The organism is Actinoplanes sp. NPDC048967 (assembly GCF_040649415.1).
GTDB lineage: Bacteria > Actinomycetota > Actinomycetes > Mycobacteriales > Micromonosporaceae > Actinoplanes.
This window is the reverse complement of the sequence record NZ_JBEZFL010000002.1, coordinates 923,472-945,670: the sequence shown is the minus strand read 5'-3', so window position 1 is coordinate 945,670 and position 22,199 is coordinate 923,472. Positions and strand designations below refer to the sequence as shown.

The window sequence follows — 22,199 nt, the reverse complement described above, 5'->3', positions numbered from 1 at the left end:
GTAGCGCTTGGATGTGACATTTGGCGTCGCATGCTCTGTGGTCCGGGGCACGCCGAGCGCTCAGCTGCGTAGCGCGGCGTCGGCCGTGGAGCGCACTGAGCTGCGGTAGACCCCGCCGAACGCTGCCGTGTGCACCAGCAGGAGATGCAACTGGTGCACGGGTACGCGCTCGCGCCAGCCGTCTGCCAGGGGCCACTCCTCCGCGTACGCCCGCATGATCGTCTCCAGGTGCGGCGCCCCGCTGAAGAGCGCGAGCTGCGCCAGGTCGGTCTCCCGGTGCCCACCGTGCGCAGCCGGATCGACCAGCCAGGCCCGCCCGTCGGCGCCCCACAGGACGTTCCCCGGCCACAGGTCGCCGTGGATCCGAGCCGGCGCTTCGTCCCCGCCGTACCCCTCGATCCGCTCGATGACCTGCTCCACGACCGCGACGTCCGCCGGTGGGAGGGCGCCGCTGTCGGCCGAGATCTTCAGGTACGGCCGCAGCCGCCGTTCCGCGAACCACGGCCCCCACGGCCCGGCGGAGGGCGTGTTGTCCTGAGCCAACGGCCCGATGAACCCAGGCCAAGGCGCGCCGAAGGTATCCGAGCCCCGGAGATGCAGCCCGGCCAGCTCCCGCCCGAACCGCTCGGCGGCAGCCGTGGACGGCGGGCCCGAGTCGATCCACTCGAGCGCGAGCATCTCCGGAAGCGCCACCAGCACCTCCGGGATCGGCACGGTCCCGGCCTCGCGAAGCCATCGCAGGCCGGCCGCCTCGGTCGCGAAGAAGTGCTCGGGAGCGCTGCCGGACGGCCACGTCTTGGTGAACAGTGAAGCGCCATCGTCCAAGGTCAGGCGGGATGCGGTGCATACGTCACCGCCCCCGACGGGGGTTTCCCGGATCCGCTGATGGGTGAGAAATGTCGGGAGATGCTGGGGGTGCGCGCGCAGGTACGCCAGATCCACCGCCTTATCTTCCACTTCGGGTTACGGCGTGCTCGGATCGGAGTCAAAATGTCGGCATGACACCTGTCGCGGTGCGTTCGTACCGGCCGAGCGACCACAGCGCTGGTCGCCGCCTGTGGTCGGAGCTGACCAATCAGCACAACCAGATGTACGGCGATGCCGCCAACGATGCCGGAGCGGGCTTCGAGGAATACCTCACCCGGCTGGACCTGAGCGGGCTCTGGGTCGCCGACCACGCCGATGACGGGGTGATCGGCCTGGTCGGGCTCATCATGCGCGGCCGCGCCGGCGAGGTGGAGCCCGTGGTCGTGACCGGCTCCCACCGGCACAAGGGGGTCGGCCGCAAGCTGCTGCGGCACGTCGCCGCGGAAGCGAAGAAGCGCAACATGGTCTCGCTGACGATCTCGCCGTCGTCGCGCAACGTCGACGCGATCCGCAGCCTGCACGCGGCCGGCTATGACGTGGTGTCGTCGATCGAACTGACCATGGACCTGGACCGGCATGCCCATGACTGGCAGCAGGACGGGCTCGAGTTGCATGCGTTGCAGTTTCGTTCCTGAGCCCGGGTCGTGGGGGACGCCTGTGGATAACCGGGTTATCCACAGGAGCCAGGTTTGGCAGGCGGCGGCGAGCTGAATTCGGCCACGCTGCCGGGCATGAAAAAGCAGATGGTCAGTTCACCGGCCGAGCTCATCTCAGCCGTGCCGTTCCTGATCGGCTTCCACCCGGCGGACAGCCTCGTCGTGGTGGCGCTGCGGGGCACGCTCATCACCTTCGCCGTGCGCATCGACCTGCCCGAGCTCACCGCACCCGAGGAAGAAGCCCGGGCCGCGGTCCTGCACCTGGCAACGGTCGTCCTGCGCCAGGACGCCGAGGCGGTCACGATCATCGGGTACGGCGAAGAGTCCCGCGTGGCGCCAGCGGTGATGCGCATCTCGGACGCGTTCCGCAAGGCCGGCGCGACGGTCGTCGACGAGCTGCACGTGGAAGACGGCAGGTTCCGGTCATACCTGTGCACCGACTCATCGTGCTGCCCGCCGGAAGGCCAGCCCTGCGAGCCGGCGCACAGCGTGGTGGCGGCCGAAGCGACCTTCGCGGGAGCGGTCGCACTGCCTGATCGGGGAGCCCTGTCGGAGCAGCTCGCGCCGGTGACGGGTGACGATCGCGAGGCGATGGAGGCAGCGACACCGCGGGCGGTCCTGCGCCTGGCGGCGCTCGCCGGCGAACGCCCACCACCCCGGGAAGCCAAGACACCCGATGGCCCGCATCCGGACGGGGCGCATCCGGACGGCGCGGATCTGGACGGCCCGCATCCGGACGGCGCGGATCCGAACGGCGCGCATCGGGACGGCGCGCATCGGGACGGCGCGGATCCGGACGGCGCGCATCGGGACGGCGCGCATCGGGACGGCCCGCATCGGGACGGCCCGCCGACCGACGGAAGCCGCAGCGACCCGGCCCGGACTCCCCGTTTCCACAAGGCGACCGTCCAGCAGCCTGCGATGGCCGCTCGCGGCCGGAGCCGCCCCGGACCAGCCGAACTACGCCTGGGCAACGTCCTCTGGGCAAGCCTCGGTCTGAAGATGCCGATGCCGGAAGCACCGGACGAGGTCGCTGATAGCCCGGAGTTCGTGTCGGACGAGGACTATTTCTTCGCCCTGGTGCGACGTGCGGGCCGGTTGGCGGTGCGGGAGGCGGAGCGCTGCTACAGCACCGGCGGGCGGCTCAGCGATGACGACGCCGCATGGCTCGGCGTGCTGTTGCTCCACCTGCCGGTCCGTGACTACGCCTGGGTCCGCACGCGAACAGAGGACTGGGAGCTGGCGCTCTGGTCGGACCTGGTGCGCCGGGTGGAGCCCCGCTACCGTTCGGCGCCGGCGGCGCTGCTGGCTTTCGTGTCCTGGCGCAAAGGGATGGGTCCGCTGGCCAGCGTCGCCGTTGAGCGCGCTCTCGAATACAAGCAGGACTACCAGCTCGGGGTGCTCATGCAGGCCGCGATCCTCACCGGGCTGCCCCCGTCGACGCTCGACGGCTGGCCGGCCGTGGATGGCCTGCCACCGATGGACGCCTCGCCCGAAGCGGAAGAGCCTGACGAAAGCGACGGTGTTCCGCAGGCACAGTCCGAGAATTCGAAGCCCGATCTGCCCCGGCCGGGCCGCCACGTCCCGAAGCCGGACAGCGTCAAGCGCGGCGAGAAGCTCCCGGTCCGAGTCGGGCCCGACGCCGCGCCCGCGGCTCGGCCCGGCGACGGAGCGGGAAAGCACGAAAGACGAGGCCCCAAGCAACGCCGAGCAGCTCACCGCCGGATCTGAATCTCGGCCGGCCGGCCGGGCCATCAAGATCAAACGGGATGGCCCGGCCGAACCGATCAGGGCCTCGCAGACTCCTGCCGGACCGTATCGGCCCCCAGATCCCGGCCGCTCCGCAGCACAGCAGCCCCACCCGGCGTCGGATTGTCAGCAACCTGCTGCAACCCGGGCACCCGATCCTCGATCACAAAGCTCGCCCGCGTATGCACAGCCGCCCCCGGCCGGGTCACGTACGGCAACACCTGGAAGTCCGCCGTCATCGCGTCCTTCGTGATCGTCGTCCGGACGTAACCCCGCTGGTTGTTGTAGAACCGCAGATGCGGATTCCAGGCCGCCCAAGGGTGCTGCCCCGAGGCCACATCGGCCCCGTCCCCCGTGGAGGTGATCGACGAGCACACCAGCTCGGTACCGACCGTGCGTGACGTCGGGTCCGTGTAGTCCAGCTTCAGCTCGTCCGCCCAGTGGGCGTGCACGTCGCCGGTCAGGACCACCGGGTTGCGGACCCCCGCGTCCACCCAGCCTCGGGTGATGCGGTCGCGGGAGGCCGCGTAGCCGTCCCACGAGTCCATGCTCACCACCTTCGCCGGACCTGCGTTGTTGTCGCGCTGGCCGAAGAAGACCTGCTGGCCCAGGATGTCCCAGCGGGCCGTCGAGCGGTGGAAGCCGTCGAGCAGCCACTTCTCCTGCTTCGCGCCGGTGATCGAGCGGGCCGGGTCCGTCGCGGCCGGGCAGTCCTGGTAGCCGTCGCCGCAGCCCTGGTCGTCGCGGAACTGGCGGGTGTCGAGCATGTGGAACGTCGCCAGCCGTCCCCAGTGCAGGCGCCGGTACAGCTGCATGTCGATGCCGCGGGGGATCGAGGTACGGCGTAGCGGCATGTTCTCGTAGTAGGCCTGGAAGGCCGCGGCGCGGCGGGCCAGGAAGTTCGGGTCCGGCTGCTCCGGGACCTTGTCCGCCCAGTTGTTCTCGATCTCGTGGTCGTCGAAGACCACCGCCCACGGCGCGACCGCGTGCGCTGCCTGCAGGTCCGGGTCGCTCTTGTACTGGGCGTGCCGCTGGCGGTAGTTCGCCAGAGTCACCGTCTCCGGGCCCTGGTGGTCGCGTGGGTTGCCGCCGGGGATGGTGTACGTGTCCGGCCCGTACTCGTACTGGTAGTCGCCCAGGTGCAGGATCAGCTGCGGCTCGTCCTCGGCCAGCCGCCGGTACGCGGTGAAGTAGCCGTGCTCGTACTGCGAGCAGGACACGAACGACATCGCCAGGGTGCCGCCGCTCGCCCACGGCGCCGGGGCCGTCCGGGTACGGCCGGTCGGTGACACGTACCGCTCCGCCTTGAAGCGGTAGAAGTATTCGCGGGCCGGCGCCAACCCGTGCAGTTCGACGTGCACGGTGTGCGCCGCTGCGGCCCGGGCAACGGCGACGCCGCGGCGCACGATCCGGCGGAAGCGGGCGTCGCCGGCGATTTCCCACTGCACCGGTACGTCGCGGGACGGCATGCCGCCCAGACCGTCGTCGGCGAGTGGGGTCGGGGCCAGTCGGGTCCAGAGCACGAAGCCGTCGTGTTCCGGGTCGCCGGAGGCCACTCCGAGGGTGAACGGATCGGCGCGCAGCGGCCCGCGGTACGGCGCCGCCGAGGCAGCCAGCGGCCAGACGCTCGCGGCGCCGGCCGCGCCCACCGCAGCGCTGCTGAGCAGGAGGGTACGTCGTGAGAGTGCCATGCCGGCAGCCTCATGACCGTGAATGTCTCACCCGCGTGGACCGGGTGAAGGGCCGTGGAAGTCCGTACGAAGCTCAGACGGTCACGCGTTGCGTCCCCGCGTACACGTTCATGGTCTGTCCGCGCAGGAATCCGACCAGCGTCATCCCCGCCTCGTCGGCCAGCTCGGCCGCCAGCGTGCTCGGCGCCGACACGGCCGCCAGCAGCGGAATCCCGGCCATCCAGGCCTTCTGGGTCAGCTCGAAGCTGGCCCGCCCGGAGACCAGCAGCACGTGCCCGGCCGGCGGCAGCCGCCCCTCGCGCAGCGCCCAGCCGATCACCTTGTCGACGGCGTTGTGCCGCCCGACGTCCTCGCGCATCACCACCAGCTCCCCCTCGGCGGTGAACAGGCCGGCGGCGTGCAGCCCGCCCGTACGGTCGAAGGTGCGCTGCGCCGCCCGGAGCCGGTCCGGCAGCTCGGCGAGGACCCGGGCCGGCACGGTGCTGCCGTCCGCGGCCACGTCGAACTGTGACCGGGTGCGGACCGCGTCGATGCTGGCCTTGCCGCACACCCCGCACGAACTGGTCGTGTAGAAGTTGCGGCTCGGGTCGGTCACCGGCGGCGGCACGTCCGCGCCGAGCACCACGTCGACCACGTTGTACGTGTTCGGCGTGTCAGTGCCCGCGCACAACTGCGCGGTGACCACGTCGGCCGCCGTACGGATGATGCCCTCGGTCAGCAGGAAGCCCATGGCCAGGTCGATGTCCTGCCCCGGGGTCCGCATCGTCACGGCCAGCGGGGTCTTGCGCAGCCGGATCTCCAGCGGCTCCTCGGCGGCCAGGTCGTCGGGGCGCCGGCGCGGTTCGGCCGGCCCAGCAAGGTTGATCTTCAACACGGGTCGCCGGTTCATCGTGCGCGCCATCACCCGAGCGTATGTCGGCCGCTGCGGCCCACGTCAGGGCGCGAGCCGGCACCGGCGCACGGCGCAATGCCGTCCGCACAGTCACGCTCATGTCCCCCACGGGATACGGTACGTACGTGGGGGGATTCGCGGCGGTGGTGTTGGCCGGCGGTGCGGCACGTCGGATGGGTGGTGCGGACAAGCCCACCATCCCGGTGGCCGGGCAGTCGATGCTGACGCGTGTCCTGGCCGCGGTGCACGATGCCGACCCGCAGGTGGTGGTCGGGCGCGTGCCTCCCGATCTTCCGGTGCCGGTCGCCTCCACCACGGAGCAGCCGCCCGGTGGTGGCCCGGTCGCCGCGACCGCTGCCGGCCTCGAGCTGGTTCCCGCCGACGTCAGCTTCACCGCGTTGCTCGCCGCCGACCTGCCGCTGCTCACCGGCGAGGCCATCGACGTGCTGCGGCTCACCGTCGAGTCGGCGCCGATGCAGGGCGCGGTCTACCGGGACGCCGAGGGACGGCTGCAGTCGCTCTGCGGGGTCTGGCGGACCACGGCTCTGCGGGACGCGCTGAAGCGGGTCGCCGAGGAGCGGGGCAGCCTGCACGGCGCCCCGATGCACGCGCTCATGGACCAGCTGCGCTTCATAGAGGTGTCCTGGCGCCGCCCGGGGCCACCGCCCTGGTTCGACTGCGACACCGACGACGACCTCCGCACCGCCGAGGAATGGGCCCGGTGACCGGGGGCGGGCCGGCTGGGCGGGTCACTCTGATCAAGAGGTACGGCGAAAGGGCAGGCCGGTGAACGTGCTCGACACCTGGATCGCGGCGGCCTGCGATGAGCTCGGGTTGAGCCCCGGCGACGTCGAGGCCAAGGCCGTGCTGGACGTCGCCCGCGATGTCGCCCACAACGTCGTGCGCCCGGGTGCGCCCGTCACGGCGTACCTGATGGGTCTGGCTGTGGGCCGCGGCGCGGACCCGGCGGATGTCGCCGCCCGGCTCAGCTCGCTGGCCCTTGACTGGCCGGCCGACGGTCGGGAATGAGACGCGGCCGGTGAGCGCGCCGCGCGCTCGATAGGGTGGCGGGCGGAGGTACCGATCATGACGGCGGAGAACACTGCTGACCAGCCTGAGGGCGTGCTGCTGGACGAGCCGACCACGGCCGACCTGCGGGCGAAGGTGACCGAGGCCTGGCGGGAGTTCGCGAGCGCGCTGGCCACGCTGCTGCCCACCCTGGCCGAGGGCGCGCACGTCGACATCACGCTCGACCCGACCGCTTCGGGCACCGGCACCGCCGTCTATTCGGTGAGCATCCGGGTGCTGCCGGACGGCGTCATCGAGGCGCTCGCGGTCGGCAACGCCGGCCTGCCGGAGGGCTTCCGGATGAACCGCGCCTCGGTCGCCGACCTGGTCGCGCTGGGCTGGTCCCCGCCGGGCGTGCTGCCCGGCTCGCGGGACTCGTTCGGTCTGCGGACCACCACCGACGGCGCCAAGCAGCTGGCCACGGTCGTGTCCCGCACGCTGCGCGACGTGTACGGCGCCCCGCACCCCGCGTTCCTGGTCTACCTCGTGCACGACGACGAGGACGAGCCGATCGAGACCGCGCCGATCGGCACCGCCCGGCACGAGCCGAGCATCGACGACGAGCTCAGCCTCGACGACCTGGACGAGGACGGCGTGCTCTCCGAGGCGCTGGCCAACGCCGCCGACGAGGTCATCCCGCTCGAGGAGCGGGTGCGCACGGTCGTCGCCACCATGAGCAAGACCACCGTCGACCAGCTGCAGGTCGACACCGACGGGGACATCGGCATCCGGGCCGGCTCGGCGATGGTTTTCGTCCGGTGCCGGGACAACCCGCCGCTGGTCGACGTCTTCTCACCGATCCTCACCGAGGTGGAGCCGACCGAGCAGCTCTACGTCAAGCTGTCCGAGCTGACCAACAGGATGCCGATCGGCCGGCTCTACTGCGCCCAGGACACCGTGTGGGCGTCGATCCCGGTCTTCGGCCGCAACTTCCAGGCAACTCACCTCATGCTGGCCGTGCAGGTGATGACCGGCCTGGCCGACGAGCTGGACGACCGGCTGCACGGCGAGTTCGGCGGCAAGCGTTTCTTCGGCGAGGGCGACAAGCCGGCCCCGCCGAAGGACGCCAAGGACGGCGACGACCACCGGCCGGGGATGTACCTCTAGTTTCCCAGCGGCACCCAGGCCAGCTGGTCCAGCGTGGACAGGTCGGAGGCGCGCAGGCCGTTCTCCGACAGCGTCCACAGCTCGGTCCCGATGGCCAGCGACCGCAGCAGCCTGGTCTGGCCGACCTCGCCGGTAAGGGTGACGTCGTCGGTCACCCGCAGGGCCAGCACGCCGCGTTCCTCCACCGGCACGACCAGCGTGCGGGTCGCCGGCCACCAGAGCAGGGCGTGCGGGTCGTACTCGGCGCTGGAGTAGGCGCCCGGCAGGTGGTATTGCGCGAGCCGCTTCGGGTTCGCCGGGTCGGCCACGTCGAAGAGGGAGACCTGCAGACCCTGGATGCGCCCGTTGCTGTCCGCCTCCTGGCCGATGCCGATGAGCCGGTCCTCGCCGACCGGCTGCAGGTGCGCCGAATAGCCGGTGATCTTCAGTTCGCCGGTGACCGTGGGCTTCGCCGGGTCGCGCAGGTCGAGGCTGTAGAGCGGGTCGGTCTGCTTGAACGTGACCACATAACCGCGGGCGCCGAGGAAGCGCACCGAGTAGATCCGCTCACCCTTACCGAGCCCGTCGACGACGCCCGTCGGCACGAGCCGGCCGTCGCGGTCCGCCAGCACCCGTACGGCTGAGCGATCCGTCACGCCGTCCGTGGTGGCGACGCGCAGGTGCCCGTCCCATTCGGACATCGCGTACTGGTTGATCAGGTAGCCCGGCACGGTGCCGGACGCCCGGTAGGCCGGCGGCTGGTTGCCCGTCAGGGCGAACTTGAAGAGCTCGGTCTGCTGCCGCTCCCGGTCCGGGATGCGGCCGGGGAGCCGGTCGAAGCGCCAGCGGTCGTCGTTGGCGAGGTAGAGGCTGTCCGGCGTGGCGTAGACGGTGTCCCCGTCGGCGACGACCGTGACCGGGTCCCCGCTGCCCAGGGTCGGCCTGGTCAGGTCGAAGGTGAGGACGCTGACCAGGGCGGCGCCCGAGTAGTCGGTGGGCCGGCTGACCCGGCCGCAGTCCGCCTGACCCTTCGTCGTAGCGGTGTTGTCGGTGACCTCCCAGCGGGGCAGCCAGGCCTCGGCCGGCGCGGCGTCGATCGCCTCGCGGTTCGCGGCGAGCTGCTTCTTCTCGTCGGAAATGCCGATGCCGGTCGGGAAGGTGATCCGCGGTGCGCTGCGCAGGACGACGCGGGCGGTGCTGCCGGTCATCCGGGCGTCGACCAGATTGCCGTCCCCGCGGTAGCGGCTGACCACGGTGGGGGTGCCGCTCAGGTCGACCAGCAGCACCTGCGCCCGTTGCTCGCCCGGGTCCGGGCGGTCGGAGAGGTAGGTCCGGTAGCCGGCCGTCGGCACGAGCACCAGGGCCGAGTCGCCGGCGAGCAGCAGCTGGAGCGCGCCTCCCTGGATGCCCGCCTCGAGGTCTACCTTGCCGGTCTCCTTGCGGGTGGCGACGTCGACGACCCGCAGGGTGCCGTTGTGGACGGTGACGATCCGCCGCCCATCTGTCTTGATCAGGTCGGGCTCGTCGGCGCCCTGCTCGTGCACGTTGGTGCCGGAGAAGTCCGGGACCCCGGTCGCCGGCGCCGCGCCGGCCGCGTCGGCCATGGTGCGGGCGCCGTCGCGGAGGACCTCCGGATAGACGAGCTCGCTGCCGGGCAGACCGTACGGCCCGACGCTGGCCTTGGCCGCCCGACGCAGATCGTCGCCGAGCTGCCGGCAGGAGTCGAACGCGACCAGTCGCATCGCGCCGCCGCCGGAGGTGGGCAGCGGAGGAGGGGGTGCCGGGGCATCAGCGGTGCAGCCGGCGAGCGGGACGGTGAGGGCCAGGACGGCGCAGAACAGCAGACGGCGCGACATGGGGGTGGGACGCCGCGTGACCGTCCCGGGTTCCGGTCAATTCGGCGCGGGCACCGGGGTGGGGATCTCGACCAGCCGGGACAGCACCACCATGCTGCGGGTGGAGGTCACGAACGGCTCGGCCCGCAGCCGTTCCAGGGCCTGCTCCAGATGCCCGATGTCGGCGGCCCGCAGGTGCACGAGCGCGTCGGCCTGACCGGAGACCGTGTACGCCCCCACGACCTCGGGATGCCGCCGGGTGGCCACGGTGATCTGGGCCGGAGTGGTCCGCCCGGTGCAGAACAGCTCGACGAACGCCTCGGTGGTCCACCCCACGGCGGCCGGCTCGATGACGGTCGTGAATCCCTTGATGACCCCGGTGGCGCGCAGCCGGTCGACGCGTCGTTTCACCGCGGGCGCGCTCAGCGAGACCTTGGCGCCGATCTCCGCGTACGAGGCGCGCGCGTCCGCCACGAGCAACGCAATGATTCGCTGGTCAACGGCGTCCATCTGCAACGATTCGCCTCCGACGAGCAAGAGTTAGGGCTGTTTTCCGCCGTGCCAGCGTACCTAGCCTTTACCTCATGAGCCACACGGAGCGCTTGCCGCGAAACCGGACATATCTCATGTGTCCGCCCGAGCACTTCACGGTCGAGTACGCCATCAATCCCTGGATGGACACCACCGTCCCGGTCGACCCGGCCCTCGCGCTCAAGCAGTGGCACCTGCTCCGCGACACGCTCAGTGACCTGGGGCATGCCGTGCACGTCCTGGACGCCCGGCCCGGCCTGCCGGACATGGTCTACGCGGCCAACGGCGCCTTCTCCGTCGACGGCCGGGTCTACGGCGCGCGGTTCAAGTTCCCCCAGCGTGCCGCCGAGGCTGCCGCCCATCAGCTGTTCTACGCCGGCGGCCCGTGGACTTTCGCCGACCCTGAGCACGTCAACGAGGGTGAGGGTGACTTCGCGTACCTGCCCGGCGCGTACGGCGGCCTGATCCTGGCCGGTCACGGCTTCCGCACCGACCCGGCCGCGCACGCCGAGGCCCAGGAGGTCCTGGGCCGGCCGGTGATCTCGCTCAAGCTGGTCGACCCGGCGTTCTACCACCTGGACACCGCGCTGGCCGCGCTCGACGACCGGCACATCACGTACTACCCGGACGCGTTCTCCGCGGCCTCGCAGCGCGTGCTGCGCCAGCTCTTCCCGGACGCGGTCATCGCCGACCGGGCCGACGCCGAGGCCTTCGGCCTCAACCTGGTCAGTGACGGTCATCACGTGGTTCTCAACACCGAGGCGACGGCGATGGCCGACAAGGTGCGGGCGCACGGCTACACCCCCGTGCTGGTGGAGCTCACCGAGCTCAAGCGGGGTGGCGGATCGGTCAAGTGCGCCGTCGCGGAGCTACGCCCCTGATCGGGCCCTGGGCCGGCTGCGGCAAGATGGATCGTATGACCGACGACACCCGCACCACAGACCAGCAGGAAGACGACTCCGTCATCGTGGTGGGCCCCGACGGCCGCCCCCTGGGCACGGTGGGGACCGACGGCAACCTCAAGCCCGAGGAGCCCGGCAACCTGATCGAGCAGCCCGCCAAGGTCATGCGGATCGGCAGCATGATCAAGCAGCTCCTCGAGGAGGTCCGGGCGGCGCCGCTGGACGAGGCGAGCCGGGGCCGGCTGCGCGAGATCCACCAGCGTTCGATCAAGGAGCTCGAGGACGGCCTCGCGCCCGAGCTGCAGGAGGAGCTGGAACGGCTGTCGCTGCCGTTCGAGGGCGACACGCCGCCCAGCGAGCCGGAGCTGCGCATCGCCCAGGCCCAGCTCGTGGGCTGGCTGGAAGGCCTGTTCCACGGCATCCAGGCGGCTCTGGTCGCGCAGCAGATGGCGGCCCGGCTCCAGCTCGAGCAGATGCGCGGCGGTGGCGCCGGCCGCCCGGCCCTGCCGATGGGCCCCAACGGCGTCATCCCCGGCATGCCGAGCCAGGGTGCCGGCGACGGCAGCGGCCGCACCGGGCAGTACCTCTAGAGGCCGAAGAGCTCCTCGAGATAGACGGCCACGCCGTCCTCGTCGTTCGTGAGCGTCACCTCGTCGGCGACCTCACGGACGGCGGGATGGGCGTTGCCCATCGCCACGGAACGGCCGGCCCACGCCAGCAGGGGCAGGTCGTTCGGCATGTCCCCGAAGGCCACGACGTCCTCGGCGGTGAAGCCCTCCCGCTCGCAGAGCCAGGCCAGCCCGGCCGCCTTGGTCACCCCGGCGGCGGAAATCTCCACCAGCGCCGAGGACGACGAGTGGGTGGCCTCGGCGATCCCGCCCAGTGTGCGGCTGACCAGCTCGGCGAAGTCGTCCGGGCCGTAACTGGCCGAGCGGGCGAGCAGCTTGACCGCGGGCACGGACGTGAGCTCCTCGGGCGAGGCGAGCACGCGGACCTGCTTGTGCTCGCCGTCCCAGTGCAGGGGCCACTTCTCCTCGTACCAGAAGCTCCGTCCGTCCTCGACCTCGACGGCCAGCGTGACGTCCGGCACCGCCTCGCGCAGCTGCCGGGTCACGTCCATGAGCAGCTCGACCGAGAGCGGCGCGGCCCGCAGGATCTCGTCGGTGTCGGGGTCGTAGACCACGGCGCCGTTGGCGCAGACGGCCGGCAGCGGCTCGGCCATCTGGTCGTAGAGCTGGCGCAGCCAGCGCACCGGCCGGCCGGTCACCAGGATGGTCGGGACGCCGCGGGTGTACAGCTGGTCGAGGACCCCGATGGTGCGGGGGCTGAGCGTGCCGCCGGTCCGGATCAGGGTGCCGTCGATGTCGGAAGCGACAAGGCGAAAGGGTGGCATCACCTCGACAGTAGCCGGTCCAGATAGACCGCCACGCCGTCCTCGTCGTTGGTCAGGGTGACCTCGTCGGCGACCGCCAGCAGCGTCGGGTGGGCGTTGCCCACCGCCACCCGGCTCCACCCGGCCCAGGCGAACATCGGCAGGTCGTTGGGCATGTCGCCGAACACCAGTACGTCGGCCGGGTCGACGCCGACGGCCTGCGCGACCACCGCCAGGCCGGTGCCCTTGTCGACCTCCGGCGGGCAGATCTCGATGTAGTTCAGGCCGGCCTGAGTGACCGAAGCCACGTCCGGTGGCACGATCCGCTGGGCCACGGTGAGCAGGTCGTCGACGTGGTGGTCGAACGACCGCGCGAAAGCCTTGATCACGTCGCCGGTCAGGCACTCCGCGCGGGAGCGGCGCTCGACCACGACCGGGTAGCGCCAGGTGGGGTCGTAGTCGCCCCAGAGCGGCGAGTCGTCGTGCTCCAGCGCCTCGACCATCACCGACAGCGGTCCGACCTCGGCCTCCAGATCGGCCAGGACGGCAGCCAGGTCCCGGCCCGGAAGCCGCTCGCTGCGCAGGATCTGGCCCTCCTGCTGGTCGATCACCCAACCGCCCTGGGCCAGCACGAGGAAGTCGGCGTCGCGGATGTCGCTGCGGACCAGGCTGGTCAGGCGGGGGCCACGGCCGGTGGCGCCGACGATGCGGATGCCGGCGGCCCGGACCCGCTGCAGAACCTCATGGGTGTACGCGGACACGGTGTCGTCACTGCGCACGAGCGTGCCGTCAAGGTCTGTGGCGATCAGCTTGGGCAGTCCAGGCTTGGCCATGTGTTCCTCCGAGGGTGTGACAACCCCCGCGGAGGGCGGAAGGAAAACGTTACACCGGCCCGGCTACCAGCGGCTATGCCTCGAGGTAGCGGGCCGGTTACCAGTTGGTCAACGACGGTCTTCAGTCCGATTTAGGGTGGCGGCGGGGCGGTTGGACGGGGGCTCGAGGACGTCGCGGCCGCCCAGGTACGGCTGGAGGGCCTTCGGGACGCGCACCGAGCCGTCGGGCTGCTGGTGGTTCTCCAGGATCGGGATCAGCCAGCGGGTCGTGGCCAGCGTGCCGTTCAGCGTCGCGGCCGTCTGCGGCTTGCCGTCCTCGTCGCGGTAGCGGATGTTGAGCCGGCGAGCCTGGAACGTTGTGCAATTAGACGTCGAGGTGACCTCGCGGTAGCGGCCCTGCGACGGCACCCAGGCCTCGCAGTCGAACTTGCGGGTCGCGCTGGAGCCGAGATCACCGGCCGCCACGTCGATCACCCGGTACGGGATCTCGACCTTGGCGAGCATCTCCTCCTCCATGGCCAGCAGCCGCAGGTGCTCGTCGGCGGCTTCCTCCGGCTTGCAGAAGGAGAACATCTCCACCTTGTCGAACTGGTGCACGCGCAGGATGCCCCGGACGTCCCGACCGTGCGAACCGGCCTCCCGGCGGAAGCACGACGACCAGCCGGCGAACCGCTCGGGACCGTTCTCCAGGTCGAGGATCTCGTTGGAGTGGTACGCCGCCAGCGCCACCTCCGACGTGCCGACCAGGTAGAGGTCGTCGGCCTCGAGCCGGTAGATCTCGCTCGCGTGCGCGCCCAGGAACCCGGTGCCCTCCATCGCCTCGGGCTTGACCAGCGCCGGGGTGATCGACGGAATGAAGCCGTGCTCGACGGCCTGGGCGATGGCCAGCTGGAGCATGCCCAGCTGGAGCAGGGCGCCCACCCCGGTGAGGAAGTAGAACCGCGAACCCGACACCTTGGCGCCGCGCTCGGTGTCGATCGCCCGCAGCGCCTCGCCGATCTCCAGGTGGTCCTTCGGGTTCTCGATCTGCGGGAGGTCACCCACCTCGCGCAGCACGACGAAGTCGTCCTCACCGCCCGGCGGGACGCCGTCCTGCACCAGGTTGGGCACCGCCAGGTGCGCCTCGCGCAGGGCCTGGTCGGCCCGAACGGTCGCCGCCTGCAGCTCCTTGACCGTGGCGCTGAGCTCCTTGGTGCGCGCCAGCAGGGCGGCCCGCTCGTCGCCCTTGGCCCGCGACACCTCACCACCGAGAGACTTCTGCTCCGCCCGGACGGCCTCGAACCTCTGGGTCGCGGCCCGGCGCTCCTCGTCGGCGCGCAGCAGGTCGTCGACCTTCGACGGGGACTCGCCGCGCAGACGCTGGCTGGCGCGGAACAGGTCGGGATCCTCACGGAGGAGACGCAGGTCAATCACGACGACGAGCCTACCGGCGACGATGTCCCGCTTTCACCCCGATATGCCTCAGCTGGGCTTGTCGGTGTTGTCCTGGGAGGTGGTGAACGGCTTCGCGGCGGTCACGGTCAGGTCGAACGGCGCGTCGGGCGGCTGGTCCTCGTCGCCGGTGGGCGGGCGCCGCCACGACCAGACCGGAGCCGCGTCCTCGACCGCCGGGCCCTCCTCCTCCGGGGCGCCGACCGGCACCGGCGCCGTCGCCTGGTGCCGCCCGGCCAGCACCATCGCCAGCAGGACCAGCGCCACGCCCACACCCGCGCACCAGAGGCCCCGCCCGTTCGAGACGGTGACCTGGTCCTCCTCGAGGTTGGTCAGAGTGAGCTGGCCGACGGCGCCGCTGATGTCGCCCAGATACGAGCCGATGGCCAGCACCATCGCCAGCAGGGTCCCGCCGACGCTGAGCGCGGCCGGCCGGGCGTACCGGCGGCCGGCCGGCGGCCCGAAGAGCGTCAGCACCGCCGCGGCGATCAGCAGGAACAAGCCCGTCAGGTAGCCACCGCTCCAGCCGTCCAGGTCGGCCAGCATGGTCTGCGCCGACCGGGTGCCCACCTCGCCGTCGCCCCAGAAGGTGGCGTCGATCTCGGTGACCTGCCACTCGGAGACCAGCGAGCCGAACAGGGCCACCCCGCCCAGGGCCGCGGCGAGCGGCACGACCCGGCGGTCACCGGCGAGCCCGGTCAGGAAATCGCCCATGGCCGCACGGCGTCGCGGCGGGCGTTCCGCGTCGTCGTCCGGGCCGAACTCGACGACGGCCTCTCCGGTCTCCGGCATGAGATCCATCATTGCCCGTACCCCGTCCACCGACCAGTGCTCACGGACATGGACTAGCGTCAGGCGTATGCCTATTCGCACTGCTTCCGCCCGCTGGTCGGGCAATCTCACCGAAGGCTCCGGCACCATCAAGACCGGTAAGGGCGGGTACGAAGGGAACTACTCCTTCAAGTCCCGCTTCGAGGAGGGCGAGGGAACGAACCCCGAGGAGCTCATCGGCGCCGCGCACGCCGGCTGCTTCTCGATGGCGTTCTCCAAGGGCCTCGCGGACGCCGGCTTCACGCCGACCTCCGTGGAGACCACCGCCAAGGTCCACCTCGACAAGGGCGACGCCGGCTTCGGCGTCACCCGCATCGACCTCGAGACCGTGGGCGACGTCCCCGGCATCGACGAGGGCACCTTCGCCAAGATCGCCGAAGGCGCCAAGGAGAACTGCCCGATCTCCCGGCTGCTGTCGCCCGGCGCCGAGATCACCCTGAGCGCCAAGCTCGCCTGACGCCCGGCCCGTGCTCCACCCGCGCATGCTCGCGGGTGGAGCACAATGGGCGGCGTGCCGGTCGAGATGAGCCGTGAACGCTTCGAGGACCTGGTCGGCGAGGCCCTGGACGAAGTACCGCCCGAACTGCTCAAAGTGATGAGCAACGTGGTCATCCTGGTGGAGGACCTGCCGCCCGACGGCAGCATGGGCCTGCTCGGCCTCTACGAAGGCACCGCGCTGACCGACCGCGGCTGGGACTACGCCGGCGTGCTGCCCGACCGGATCACCATCTACCGGCTGCCCACGCTGCAGGTCTGCGACACGGAGACGGACGTCATCGACGAGGTGGCGATCACCGTCGTCCACGAGATCGCCCACCACTTCGGGATCGACGACCAGCGGTTGCACGAGCTGGGATGGGGCTGAAAGGCGGACCCGGCCGTTGCTGAGTGCGCCTACCCTGGTACTCCACGCCAACAGGAGGACCCAATGCGCAGCGAACTGTTCTCGGCCGACAACCTCGAGAAGGAATCGAACCAGCCGGGACTGCGACTGCAGAACTCGAAACTTCTCAAAGCCGAGCTGAACGGTGAGTTCATGGCCCGGGTCGGCACGATGGTCGCGTACCAGGGCCAGGTGCAGTTCGAAGCCCTCGGCTCGGGCGGCCTCGGCAAGTTCCTCAAGCAGAAGCTCACCGGCGAAGGCGTACCGCTGATGAAGGTGAGCGGCCGCGGCGACGTGTTCCTGGCCGAGAACGCCGCCGACATCCACATCATCGACATCGAGCCGGGCGACGCCCTCTCCATCAACGGCGCCAACGTGCTCGCCTTCGACAGCACCCTGAACTACGACATCAAAATGGTCCAGGGCGTCGGCATGATGTCCAACGCGGGCCTGTTCAACTGCGTCTTCTCCGGCTATGGCCGGATCGCGGTCACGACCAAGGGCACCCCGGTCGTGCTGAGCGTCGACCAGCCGACCTATGTGGACCCGCAGGCGGCGATCTGCTGGTCGGCCAACCTGCAGACTGGCTACCACCGCGCCGAGCAGATGGGCCTGGGCACCCTGCTGGGCCGCAGCACGGGCGAGCGCTTCACGATGAGCTTCGCCGGCCAGGGCTTCGTGGTCGTGCAGCCGTCCGAGGAACCGCCGGGCGGCCTCGCGGGCGCCGCCCAGGGCCAGCAGCAGCAGGGCGGCATCCTCGGCAATCTGCTGGGGAACTGAGCAAGATCAAGTTCAGGCGGTCGTGCCTGATTGCATGGCACTGACCGTCGCTCCCGCCGAGACCGGGTGCGGGCATCCGCCGCTTCGCTCGCGGACGCCCGCACCCTGCCATGTCCGTGCGTGGTCCCCCTCGCCTCGCTCCGCTCGACAAACCCCGCGCTCCGCGCTCCCACGCTCCGCTCGATGAACCCAATGGGCTGCTACCTGTCGCCCGGCTCATGGCGCAGGGCTTCGCCAGCGGTCCGGCAATCGCGGCGGTAACCCACCTGCCCGCACCTGGGTCAGCGTCCTCGCCTGACCTCCCAGGTCGGCCCGCTGCGGCGGCGCGGCCTCAGCCGGTCGGGGCCGGCGCATGGTCGCCGTAGTTCGGTCCGCTGTCGCGGTGGTGTGGCGTGGTCTTGGCTGGTTGGGGCTGGCGCGTGGTCGCCGTAGTTCGGTCCGCTGTCGCGGTGGTGTGGCGTGGTCTTGGCTGGTTGGGGCTGGCGCATGGTCGCCGCAGTTCGGCCCGCCGCCGGGACCGAACGGCGGGGTCTCAGCGACCGGAGTCGCGGTTCGGGCCGCTACCGCGGCGCGACGGCGGGCCGTAGTCAGCCAGGGCCGACGCTTGGCTCCGCGGGGTCGGCCGTGCCGTACGGCTCGCCCGAGGCCTCCCGCCGCCGGGACCGAACGGCGGGGTCTCATCGACCGGAGTCGCGGTTCGGGCCGCTACCGCGGCGCAACGGCGGGCCGTAGTCAGCCAAGCCGACGCGTGGCTCCGCGGGGGTCGGCCGTTGCGGTATGGCTCGCCCAAGGCCTCCCGCCGCAGTGTCGGCCAAAGCGCACCGACGGATCCGCGATCTCGCCGCTCCTACCGACGCCGCCGGCCGGTTCGCTCAGGCGTACCGCGAGTCGAGCATGAGTGCGGTGTGCCGCGGCGGATCATCGCCACCAGAGCCGGTGCCGGCACGGCAGGTGGGCGGGGCCGGTCAGCTGGGTTCGCCGGAGCGGAGGCGGGACAGCCAGGCCGCGCTGTCGGCGAAGTCCGCGTTGGTCAGGCCCGGCTGGGACGGCGCCGGCTCTTCGGCCGCCGCCTTGGACCAGCGATGCCGGGGGTACGACCCCAGAAAGCGCACCTCCGCGCAGATTCGCCGCAGCCCCTGCAGTGCCTCACCCAGCCGGGGCTCCGCCACGTGGCCGGTGCAGTCCAGGAAGAAGACGTAGACGCCGAGCTGTTCGCCGGTCGGGCGGGATTCGATGCGGGACAGGTTGATGCCGCGGACCGCCAGTTCGGTCAGCACCGACAGCAGCGCTCCGACGCGGTCGTGGTCGATCATCACGGCCAGGGATGTCACGTCGTCGCCGGTGGGGGGTGCGGGGCGGCCCGGGCGGGTCAGCAGGGCGAAGCGGGTCACGGCGTCCGCGTGGTCCGAGATCTTCTCGGCCAGGATCGTCAGGTTGTTGCGGGGTACGCCGATCGGGGCGCAGATCGCCGCGTCGTGTTCGCCGGTGGCCGCGCTGATCGCCGCGGCCGCGTTCGACAGGACGTCGACCACCACCGCGTCGGGCAGGTGGGTGCTCAGCCAGTTGCGGCATTGGGCGGAGGCCTGGGGATGGGCCGCCACCGAGCGGATCCGGTGCAGGCCGATGAGCTGGCGGGCGGCCAGCACGAATTCCACCGGCAGCACCACTTCGCGGGTGATGACCAGGGGCGCTCCGGTGCCGAGCTCGTCCAAGGTGACCGGCACCGCGCCGCCGACCGAGTTTTCCAGCGGCACGAGGGCGGCGTCCGCTTCACCGGCACGGACCGCTTCGAGCGCCTCGGGGACACTGCGGGCGGGCGTCCGGATGCCGTGCTCGGCGGCGGGGATGGTGCGCAGCGCCTGCTCGGTGAAGGTGCCTTCGGGACCGAGGTAGACGAAGCGGGTGGGCGGGTTTCCCGGCATGTCAGCGAGCCTAGCGGCAACCGGCGCCGCTCACCCCGTACCGGTCAGGCGCCGCAGGCCCGGACCCGGATGCCCGCCGGGGCTTTGGTCTGGACCTCGACGCTGCAGACGTCGGTGCCCGCCTCGATCACCTTGAGGGCCGTCGGGGTGCCGGTCGTGACGACGAAGAGCTGCTCGGCCTTCTTGGGGTCCTCCCCGGCGATCTGCACCTGGGCGAACTGCCACGACCCCGCGCAGAACGGCCCGTCGGACACGGCCAGCTCGCGGTCGGGGATTCCGGGCAGGCCCTTGAGGACCGCGACCACCTGCGCGGCTGTCGGCCCGCTGCGGCACTTCGGGGCCGGCGTCGTGGTCGGGGTGGGCGCGGCGGTCGTGGTGCGGGGCGGTGTCGTGGTGACGACCGGAGGTGGCAGCGTCGCCTGCGGCACGTAGGGCAGCGTCGGCAGCGCGCCCGGCGGTAGACCGCCCGGCGGTAGGCCGCCCGGTGGCAACCCGCCGGTGGGCACCGGGACGGGCGCGGTGATGCCGCTGGGCAGTGGATAAGGCCCGCCCGAGGAGGCGCTGGCACCGCCCGGCGCGTCCGGGGGTGCGGTGGGCGCCGGGGCCGGCGGCTCCCCGCAGGCGGCGAGCAGCGTCATGAGCCCGGCGAGTGCCAGGAATCGGCAGCAGACGATGCGCAGCACGGGCCCATGGTAGGTGCTCCGGCCCCGGAACGCGCCCTCAGGAGACGTGAATCCGGGCGGCCGCGGAGACAGGGCGGACGCGAGACCAGGCGACGCGAGGTCAGCGACGCGAGTCCGGGCGACGCGAGACCCGGGCGGACGGGAGCCTTAGGCGGAGGCGAGCCGGTGACCGGCGGCGGTCAGCGTGTCGACCGCCTCGGTGAGCCGCACCTGGGGGATCAGCAGATAGTCCGTGTCGTACGTCGAGAACGCGACGATGTTGACCCGGGCGGCGGCCAGCGGACTGATCAGCGACGCCAGCACTCCGGTGAGCGCGAGGTCCAGCGGGCCGACGACGCGCAGGCAGCGCCAGGCGGCCTCGACGACGGCGCCCTCCGGCACCCGGTCGGCCGGGCAGATCACCGAGAGCTCGTCGGGTGCCCAGGTCACCGAAATGACGCTTTTGTCGTCCGGACCGCTGCTCAGGGAGGCCGGCAGGGCTGAACCGGCCGGCAGCCGGCACACCGCGTACTCCGCTGGTAGCAGATCTAGATCGAGCATGAGGGGAACACTACGGTCCGGACCCCCGCGATCCCAATGGGTAGCCGGTGCGTTGATCGCCACACGAACGGGTTACGAGTACCGGATCGCCGAGAAGAAGGTCAGGGATGCGGCCACCCGGCCGCCCTCGGACAGCGGGCTCGCGATCGCGTCGACCGTGAGCGGGCTGTCCTCGCCGTTGGGCTGGACGCGCATGAGACCGCGGGCCAGCCGTTCGCTGGTGAGGGCCAGCAGCGGCGGGATCTTCTCGATCTCCTGCTCGGTGAGGTCGCCCCCGCCGGCCGTGAAGTCGATCAGGCGCAGGGAGCCTTCGCCGCCGAGCAGTGGCTGCCCGACCGCGTCCAGGCCCTTGCCCAGTCCGAGGAGATCGCTCGCCGACGGCGACACGGCCACGATCCTGAAGGCCGTGTCGATGACCAGACAGGGCTCGACGGCCTGCCAGACCGTCGCCGCCCAGCGGTCGACGCTAGAGACGAACTCGGACTCGGCCGGCGTACGCGCCTGCGGCACAAACGCTCCCGAGAGTGAGAGCTCGACGTGCGCCACCCGCACCTCCCTCTTCATCCGTGCCGTCCCGGCCCGGTGTGGCCCGGCTGTGTGACCCGGCCTGCGTGACCTGACTCCGGCCGGACTGCCCGGGTCCGAAGCTTAGCCTCGGCTCCTCGAGTGTCCGGCCGGCGTCGCTCACGTCAACCTTCGACGGCAAGCGGTGCTCTGCAGGGAACGTTACCGGCGGGTCGCCCGCTTGTCAGCGGCCGTTTGGCCGCTTGGCAGCCACCGGTAGTCGCCGTTCGGCCGATAAGGCGCGTTTGCCCAGGTGGCCGGGTGTTGTGCCACCGCTGAGAGTTTGCTGGCGGTGGCGGGTGAGATCCGCGCACCACCGGCGATCAGCAACCGGTCGAGCTCCTTGTGGGTGGCCACGAGGCAGTCCTTGGGCAGACCGTGCACGCTGATCACCCCGGAGCCGACGAACGCCAGCACGGGGGTGACGGGCACGCTCAGCCCGACGGCGGAGCTCATGGCCCGGCCGGCGCGCTTGGCGTCACGGCGGGCCTCGGCGACGTACGCCGGGCGCTTGCCGTTGATCTGGACGACGTCCCCGGCGATCAGCACCCGGGCTCGGCCGTGGTCGGCGACGGTGACGGCGTAGACGCCGCCCGGGCCGATCGCGAGGAATCCGGCGCGGTCGTCGGTGGGGTCGCTCTCGTAGCCCAGCGAGTCGGTGCGGGGCCAGTCGACGATGTGCCAGGCGGGTCCGAGCCGGTCGAGGCGCGTCAGTGCGCGGGCACCGGCTGCCTCGAGGCGGCGGGCTTCGCGCTCGGCGCGGCGACGGCGGGCCCACTCGACGGGGCTCTGGCGGGGCTCGAGCGCCGCGGGCGGTGCGGTGCGTCGAGGATCGATGGCGGGTGGGTAGTTGCGAGACGGCACGGGCAGGGCGGGACGTGCGGGGAAGACAGTCACTGCGACCTCCGGCAAAAGGTCCATCGGGCTCTCTTTCCACTACGGTACGTGTTGGACCCGGTACTCAAGCAAGTCATCAGACCGGAAAGAAAGCGGAATGAGTGGGGATGAATGCCGCATTCACGCACAAGTACTTTTTCCGTATGGTGCATCACACGACCTAGGGCTCCCCGAGAATCCGAAACG

At 71.3% G+C, this 22,199-nt stretch carries 24 protein-coding genes; 10 read left to right on the top strand and 14 right to left on the bottom strand.

Annotated features, from left to right (window positions below; translation table 11 throughout):
- Positions 1-60: 60 nt before the first annotated feature.
- On the bottom strand, positions 61-942 hold the full coding sequence (locus AB0C12_RS11220; RefSeq protein WP_360546568.1) for a fructosamine kinase family protein: 882 nt from the start codon (positions 940-942) through the stop codon (positions 61-63).
- Between the two features lie 56 nt (positions 943-998).
- Between AB0C12_RS11220 and AB0C12_RS11215 the strand changes: the two genes are divergently transcribed.
- A complete protein-coding gene (locus AB0C12_RS11215; protein ID WP_360546566.1) occupies positions 999-1,502 on the top strand; it encodes a GNAT family N-acetyltransferase in 504 nt (167 codons plus the stop codon).
- A 96-nt stretch (positions 1,503-1,598) separates the two neighbouring features.
- The gene (locus AB0C12_RS11210) at positions 1,599-3,254 is read left to right on the top strand and encodes a DUF4192 family protein (RefSeq protein WP_360546564.1); all 1,656 of its coding nucleotides are present in this window, start codon (positions 1,599-1,601) and stop codon (positions 3,252-3,254) included.
- Between the two features lie 56 nt (positions 3,255-3,310).
- Here AB0C12_RS11210 and AB0C12_RS11205 read toward each other — a convergent pair whose 3' ends face one another.
- Together AB0C12_RS11205 and fdhD are read right to left on the bottom strand one after the other, a co-directional pair.
- Entirely contained in the window at positions 3,311-4,963 is a 1,653-nt protein-coding gene (locus tag AB0C12_RS11205; RefSeq protein WP_360546562.1) for an alkaline phosphatase D family protein, read from the bottom strand.
- 73 nt (positions 4,964-5,036) lie between these two features.
- Positions 5,037-5,864, bottom strand: coding sequence for a formate dehydrogenase accessory sulfurtransferase FdhD (gene fdhD, locus AB0C12_RS11200; RefSeq protein ID WP_360546560.1), 828 nt, complete (start codon positions 5,862-5,864; stop codon positions 5,037-5,039).
- Positions 5,865-5,980: 116 nt separating this feature from the next.
- Between fdhD and AB0C12_RS11195 the strand changes: the two genes are divergently transcribed.
- The 3 genes from AB0C12_RS11195 to AB0C12_RS11185 all read left to right on the top strand — a co-directional run bounded on the left by AB0C12_RS11195 (position 5,981) and on the right by AB0C12_RS11185 (position 8,030).
- A complete protein-coding gene (locus AB0C12_RS11195; RefSeq protein WP_360546558.1) occupies positions 5,981-6,580 on the top strand; it encodes an NTP transferase domain-containing protein in 600 nt (199 codons plus the stop codon).
- Positions 6,581-6,641: 61 nt separating this feature from the next.
- Positions 6,642-6,884 carry a DUF6457 domain-containing protein gene (locus AB0C12_RS11190; protein WP_360546556.1) on the top strand — a complete coding sequence of 81 codons (243 nt, stop codon included), beginning with the start codon at positions 6,642-6,644 and terminating at the stop codon, positions 6,882-6,884.
- 57 nt (positions 6,885-6,941) lie between these two features.
- Complete coding sequence (locus tag AB0C12_RS11185; RefSeq protein WP_360546554.1) at positions 6,942-8,030, top strand: hypothetical protein; 1,089 nt, start codon at positions 6,942-6,944, stop codon at positions 8,028-8,030.
- Here the strand turns inward: AB0C12_RS11185 and AB0C12_RS11180 are convergent.
- Positions 8,027-9,865 carry a beta-propeller domain-containing protein gene (locus tag AB0C12_RS11180; RefSeq protein WP_360546552.1) on the bottom strand — a complete coding sequence of 613 codons (1,839 nt, stop codon included), beginning with the start codon at positions 9,863-9,865 and terminating at the stop codon, positions 8,027-8,029. The two genes, AB0C12_RS11185 and AB0C12_RS11180, sit on opposite strands and share 4 nt — an antisense overlap.
- A gap of 36 nt (positions 9,866-9,901) precedes the next feature.
- Positions 9,902-10,360 (bottom strand): Lrp/AsnC family transcriptional regulator, encoded by a 459-nt coding sequence (locus tag AB0C12_RS11175; RefSeq protein WP_360546550.1) that lies wholly within the window; start codon positions 10,358-10,360, stop codon positions 9,902-9,904.
- A 68-nt stretch (positions 10,361-10,428) separates the two neighbouring features.
- Here AB0C12_RS11175 and ddaH point away from each other — a divergent pair, with 68 nt between their 5' ends.
- Together ddaH and AB0C12_RS11165 are read left to right on the top strand one after the other, a co-directional pair.
- On the top strand, positions 10,429-11,256 hold the full coding sequence (gene ddaH / locus AB0C12_RS11170; RefSeq protein WP_360546548.1) for a dimethylargininase: 828 nt from the start codon (positions 10,429-10,431) through the stop codon (positions 11,254-11,256).
- Positions 11,257-11,291: 35 nt separating this feature from the next.
- Positions 11,292-11,867 (top strand): bacterial proteasome activator family protein, encoded by a 576-nt coding sequence (locus tag AB0C12_RS11165; RefSeq protein ID WP_360546546.1) that lies wholly within the window; start codon positions 11,292-11,294, stop codon positions 11,865-11,867.
- Here AB0C12_RS11165 and AB0C12_RS11160 read toward each other — a convergent pair.
- The 4 genes from AB0C12_RS11160 to AB0C12_RS11145 all read right to left on the bottom strand — a co-directional run bounded on the left by AB0C12_RS11160 (position 11,864) and on the right by AB0C12_RS11145 (position 15,705).
- A complete protein-coding gene (locus AB0C12_RS11160; protein WP_360546544.1) occupies positions 11,864-12,670 on the bottom strand; it encodes an HAD family hydrolase in 807 nt (268 codons plus the stop codon). The genes AB0C12_RS11165 and AB0C12_RS11160 overlap by 4 nt on opposite strands.
- Positions 12,670-13,482: a Cof-type HAD-IIB family hydrolase gene (locus AB0C12_RS11155; RefSeq protein ID WP_360546542.1), complete on the bottom strand. Its 813-nt coding sequence runs from the start codon at positions 13,480-13,482 to the stop codon at positions 12,670-12,672. Before AB0C12_RS11155 ends, AB0C12_RS11160 begins: the two co-directional genes overlap by 1 nt.
- A 108-nt stretch (positions 13,483-13,590) precedes the next feature.
- Positions 13,591-14,895: a serine--tRNA ligase gene (gene serS / locus AB0C12_RS11150; RefSeq protein ID WP_360546540.1), complete on the bottom strand. Its 1,305-nt coding sequence runs from the start codon at positions 14,893-14,895 to the stop codon at positions 13,591-13,593.
- A gap of 48 nt (positions 14,896-14,943) precedes the next feature.
- On the bottom strand, positions 14,944-15,705 hold the full coding sequence (locus tag AB0C12_RS11145) for a hypothetical protein (RefSeq protein ID WP_360546538.1): 762 nt from the start codon (positions 15,703-15,705) through the stop codon (positions 14,944-14,946).
- Between the two features lie 67 nt (positions 15,706-15,772).
- Here AB0C12_RS11145 and AB0C12_RS11140 point away from each other — a divergent pair, with 67 nt between their 5' ends.
- From AB0C12_RS11140 to AB0C12_RS11130, 3 genes are all read left to right on the top strand, one after another.
- Positions 15,773-16,201, top strand: coding sequence for an OsmC family protein (locus tag AB0C12_RS11140; RefSeq protein ID WP_360546536.1), 429 nt, complete (start codon positions 15,773-15,775; stop codon positions 16,199-16,201).
- 45 nt (positions 16,202-16,246) lie between these two features.
- Entirely contained in the window at positions 16,247-16,609 is a 363-nt protein-coding gene (locus AB0C12_RS11135) for a metallopeptidase family protein (protein ID WP_360546534.1), read from the top strand.
- 63 nt (positions 16,610-16,672) lie between these two features.
- On the top strand, positions 16,673-17,407 hold the full coding sequence (locus AB0C12_RS11130; protein WP_360546532.1) for an AIM24 family protein: 735 nt from the start codon (positions 16,673-16,675) through the stop codon (positions 17,405-17,407).
- A 965-nt stretch (positions 17,408-18,372) separates the two neighbouring features.
- Here the strand turns inward: AB0C12_RS11130 and pheA are convergent.
- The 5 genes from pheA to AB0C12_RS11105 all read right to left on the bottom strand — a co-directional run bounded on the left by pheA (position 18,373) and on the right by AB0C12_RS11105 (position 22,013).
- Positions 18,373-19,329, bottom strand: a complete 957-nt coding sequence (gene pheA, locus AB0C12_RS11125) for a prephenate dehydratase (RefSeq protein ID WP_360546530.1) — start codon at positions 19,327-19,329, stop codon at positions 18,373-18,375.
- A 44-nt stretch (positions 19,330-19,373) separates the two neighbouring features.
- On the bottom strand, positions 19,374-20,012 hold the full coding sequence (locus AB0C12_RS11120; RefSeq protein ID WP_360546528.1) for a hypothetical protein: 639 nt from the start codon (positions 20,010-20,012) through the stop codon (positions 19,374-19,376).
- Between the two features lie 147 nt (positions 20,013-20,159).
- The gene (locus AB0C12_RS11115; RefSeq protein WP_212992339.1) at positions 20,160-20,552 is read right to left on the bottom strand and encodes an ACT domain-containing protein; all 393 of its coding nucleotides are present in this window, start codon (positions 20,550-20,552) and stop codon (positions 20,160-20,162) included.
- Between the two features lie 72 nt (positions 20,553-20,624).
- Positions 20,625-21,098, bottom strand: a complete 474-nt coding sequence (locus AB0C12_RS11110) for a hypothetical protein (RefSeq protein WP_360547122.1) — start codon at positions 21,096-21,098, stop codon at positions 20,625-20,627.
- Positions 21,099-21,278: 180 nt separating this feature from the next.
- Complete coding sequence (locus AB0C12_RS11105) at positions 21,279-22,013, bottom strand: hypothetical protein (protein WP_360547120.1); 735 nt, start codon at positions 22,011-22,013, stop codon at positions 21,279-21,281.
- Between the last annotated feature and the right edge of the window lie 186 nt (positions 22,014-22,199).